The organism is Acidiplasma cupricumulans (assembly GCF_001402935.1).
In the GTDB taxonomy this organism is placed as follows: Archaea; Thermoplasmatota; Thermoplasmata; order Thermoplasmatales; family Thermoplasmataceae; genus Acidiplasma; species Acidiplasma aeolicum.
Genome location: NZ_LKBH01000302.1, coordinates 1 through 4,264 on the forward strand (window position 1 = coordinate 1; position 4,264 = coordinate 4,264).

The window sequence follows — 4,264 nt, forward strand, 5'->3', positions numbered from 1 at the left end:
GTTGAGGAAATTATCATTAGTTTCAAGCAATTATTAAAAAGGAAAATATTTATATAACTGTTATAGATAATATATATCAGGAGGTATAATAATGGCATCTGATGGTGATGCATATGGGGAAAAAAGGAAATATTCTGCAAAATCTGTTGATATTGATGAAAACGAGGCTTTCAAAATTTCTGTAGACCTGTCCTCACCGGAACCAATATATAAGCAGATATATAACTGCATTGTCAAAAATATAGCAATTGGAATGCTTAAAAAGGGTGATAAACTTCCATCATCAAGAGAATTATCATCAATACTTGGAATAAATTATCATACTGTTAACAAGGCTTACAGTGAGCTTGAAAATGATGAATACATATATCAGGATAGGCGCAAGCATGTTATTGTCTCCGGTATAAGGAAGGAGCATAAAACCATGAACCCATTATGGGAAAAACAGATAAAAAATTTAATTCTGGAGGCCATATCAAGCGGTTTTTCTGTGGATGAAATAAAGGCAAAGATAAATGATTTAATTGAGGAGGCATTGAATCAGGAGGAAAATTAATATGATTCCGCTTTTATTTATATTAATAAATGTGCCTGTGATAATTTTTATAGGTCTTACCTATGGTTTAATTCCATATTTAACAAGGCCGGAGCTTGTATTTGGTATTAGAATAAAAGGCGATGTTTATAATCAAAAAATAAAAAGCATGAAATTTAAAAATTTGTTAATTGACCTTTTGATTTCAATAATATTTACATTGTTAACATTAATATTATACGTTTATATTAATATAATTGTTTTATTAATACTGCCTTTGACCGAGATAATTTTGGTATTACTTGTTTACTTTTACTTTAGGTCACATGTTAGGCTTTTGAAAATTAATTTAGAAGATAACCAAAAGGTGATATCTTCCTATATTCCAAAATCTAATATAAAGGTAAGTTTGTTATGGTATGTATTTCCCTGGATTGAGCTTATGTTTTTTATTATTATTGGTATTATTTACTACCCGCATATCCCATCAAGATTCCCCACACATTTTGGTTTATCCGGAAAACCAAATGAATATGCATCAAAATCGCCATACTCTGCTTTTTTTCTTATGTTATTCGTGGGAGTTCCTGTAACTGTTGTATTTGATGTACTGTCATATGCAATTCAAAGGTCTGCTGCGGGCAATTCCCCAACAAAAAAATCCTTAATACAATTTAGAAGCTTTAATACAGGCATGGTTAAACTGCTTATGGGTATAAATTTAATTATTATTCTGAATATGTTCCTTGCAGCCGCCATTACCTGGGAATTAATTCCAAAATCATATATATTTATTATTGCGCTCCCGGTTCTGTTAATATTTCCCTTAATTTTATGGTATTCTGTTACCACAGGCCAGACAGGATGGAAGAAATATCCATATCTTAAGGATAATGAACATGATAATAACATTGAGGACGATAAGGAATGGGCAGGGGGTTTAATCTACCACAATAAGGAGGATAATAGAATACTTGTACCCAAAAGGTACGGTATTGGCTATACTTTGAATTTCTCAAATAGGTGGAGCTATATAATACTCATAATAATATTTGCAGTAATAATAATTTCACTTTTAATTGCATTATTACACCCTTAATAATTTTTTTCAGTTACCATTTAAAAATATTGAAGTTTTGTCCATTATATTAGAATATTTATAAACTTTAAATTCACAGTTAAAATAAGGGTTGAAAAATATAACCTACATAAAAAACTCATTTTTAATAGCGTTTATTGCATCATCTATTTCATTAAAAGTATTGTAAAAGTGTGGTGAGATCCTCAGGGATTCAGCACGTGCAGAGGTTATAATATTATATTTCTTTTTTAAAATATATTCTGCCTCTGCAGGATTTTTCAATGGTATTGCTATTATATTTGCCGATTCTATTGGTGTTGCCAGTTTAATATTGTATTTTTCTAGCCTTTCCTTTGCATAATTAAATAATTTTCTATCCTCATTTTCAACATCATTATAATTCTTTAATATACATCTCATGCCTTCTATTGATGCATATATGGCTGGCATTCCCCATGTGCCATTTTCAAACCTTCTTGCACCTGAGGCATAATTAATATCTTCAGCTCCAAATTGTGCAGGATCCCTTTGAGAAAACCAGCCTATATTGGTGGGAGTTAGCTCATCACTAATTTTTGGATTTACATATAAAAATGCAACTCCAGAAACACCAAGTAGCCATTTCAGGTTTCCAGAGGCGAGAAAGTCTATTTTTTCATTTTGAACATTAATATTCAACGCCCCGAGGGATTGATAATCATCAACGTATATGTACGAGTTATTTTCATGAGCTATTTTGGCAATTTCACTTACATTTTGCATAAATCCATTAAGAGACGATACATGTATTGCAGTGACAAGGGTGGTGCTGTCATTTACTGCTTTTTCATATTCATTAATTTTAATAATTCCATTCTTATTTTTTATTGTTTTTATTTCAAGTCCATATTTTTTGTATGCCTGAAGAATAAAATTTGTGGTTGGGAATTCTAAATCGCTGGTTACTATATTGTTATTTCTTTTAAATGTAAATGAGCTCATCACTGCATCCAATGCAGAAGAGACTGAATATAGTACTGCAACATCATTAGCATTGGCGTGTATTATATCTGCAAAGAGTTTTCTGGCCTCATTTACCTTTTCCACCCACATATTCCAAGGATTTCCAAATGTTATAACATCGTCTGTATATTTTTCTAATGCATATTTTACACTTTTAAGCATTGGTGATTTGGAACATGCTGCAAGATGGTCAATTTTATCAAGGCCATAAAATAAATTTCTTATATTTTCTTTATTCATTGTTATTCCTCCTTAAAATCTAATTTTAGTTTATATTTTTTCCCAGCGTATATGTATAAAATGGCACATATGGCATAGGCAAGAATCACAAATGGACCCAGATCTATGGGAAATGTGAGTGATGAGATGGAATAATAAATTGCAAGAGCAACTATTACTGTTGATATTGATGGCATAATAATATGGGTTGATATCTTTTTTAATGTTTTTTCTCCCTCATTTTTAAATTTGGAATACAGAGAAAAATTAAGCATCACATGAATTATTAATGTTGTTACAGTACTTACTGTTGCAAAAAATAGGAAATCGTCAAAAAATCCATTAAAAAAGCCACCCTCAACATAATAAAAAATCATTGAAGATAAGCCCGATAGAACAAAGAATATAATAATTATGTATATTAATGCAACATGGGGCGATTTATTTTTATTATGGACTGTGGATAAACGTGATGATATTAGTCCATCTCTTGCCATAGCATATATATTTCTAGAAAGTGCTGTTGCCATTGTAACAAATAGTGGATAGACAACAAAGAAATTTAATAAAAAGAATATGCCATTTGGCACAGATCCAAATTTTGATATTATTATGAATCCTGGGAAGATACTATTGCTGAAAGATGCCATATTATTTAATCCCCACCCAGCAACCATTGCATAGGAGCCGAGAAGATATATTGAACCCATAATTAGGATTATTGCCAACACAGCCATTCCTATTGATTTTCTTGGTGCTTTTGCCTCCTCACCTAAAGGAACTATTGACCCAAATCCTGCAAAAGAAAGGTAGCTCCCCGTTATAAATCCAAGGAATACTCCTTTTATACCAATATTATACGTCGTAAATGGTATTGCACCGATTTTTGGTGAAGATATTATTATGATAATTGATATTGTAACCACAAAAATAATCTGAATCATATTTACAACAATTTGAGATTTATAAGATGGTTTTATACCTTTATAAACTACATAAAACGCAGGTATAGAAATCAAAACAATGTAAATATAGCTAATGTAATCTGGTATGCTTATGCTTGTTATATACCCAAGTGTAGGAGAAAACGTTAGTATGTAATAACCTAGAATAAAAAGTAAGTTCGCAAATTCATAAAGTATGTAAAGAAATGCAGCAAATGATCCAGCAATATGACCAAGGCCATCACCTATATATCCGTAATATCCTCTGGCACTGGCCATCTTTTTAGAATACTGGTATATTGAATTTCCTGCAAGCAATGATGCCAAAAGGCCTATTATAAAGGATAATGGAGTTGCACCAAGTGCAAAAGCAGCAGCACCTAAAATAGAACCCCCAAATATACCTATTGGTGAAAGTTGACCCATTCCCTGAAAAATAAGGCCACTTGTACTGACTGAGTTCTTATTTAATATATTCATTTA

At 31.3% G+C, this 4,264-nt stretch carries 4 protein-coding genes; 2 read left to right on the forward strand and 2 right to left on the reverse strand.

What is annotated here, in order from left to right; genetic code table 11:
• The first annotated feature begins 91 nt into the window (after positions 1–91).
• Positions 92–556, forward strand: coding sequence for a GntR family transcriptional regulator (locus tag AOG55_RS08490; RefSeq protein ID WP_052656698.1), 465 nt, complete (start codon positions 92–94; stop codon positions 554–556).
• A gap of 1 nt (position 557) precedes the next feature.
• Positions 558–1,634: a DUF1648 domain-containing protein gene (locus tag AOG55_RS08495; RefSeq protein ID WP_048101212.1), complete on the forward strand. Its 1,077-nt coding sequence runs from the start codon at positions 558–560 to the stop codon at positions 1,632–1,634.
• A gap of 105 nt (positions 1,635–1,739) precedes the next feature.
• Here the strand turns inward: AOG55_RS08495 and AOG55_RS08500 are convergent, their stop codons facing one another.
• Both AOG55_RS08500 and AOG55_RS08505 read right to left on the reverse strand, forming a co-directional pair.
• On the reverse strand, positions 1,740–2,858 hold the full coding sequence (locus tag AOG55_RS08500; RefSeq protein ID WP_048101213.1) for an aminotransferase class V-fold PLP-dependent enzyme: 1,119 nt from the start codon (positions 2,856–2,858) through the stop codon (positions 1,740–1,742).
• A gap of 2 nt (positions 2,859–2,860) precedes the next feature.
• A complete protein-coding gene (locus tag AOG55_RS08505) occupies positions 2,861–4,261 on the reverse strand; it encodes an APC family permease (RefSeq protein WP_055041174.1) in 1,401 nt (466 codons plus the stop codon).
• Between the last annotated feature and the right edge of the window lie 3 nt (positions 4,262–4,264).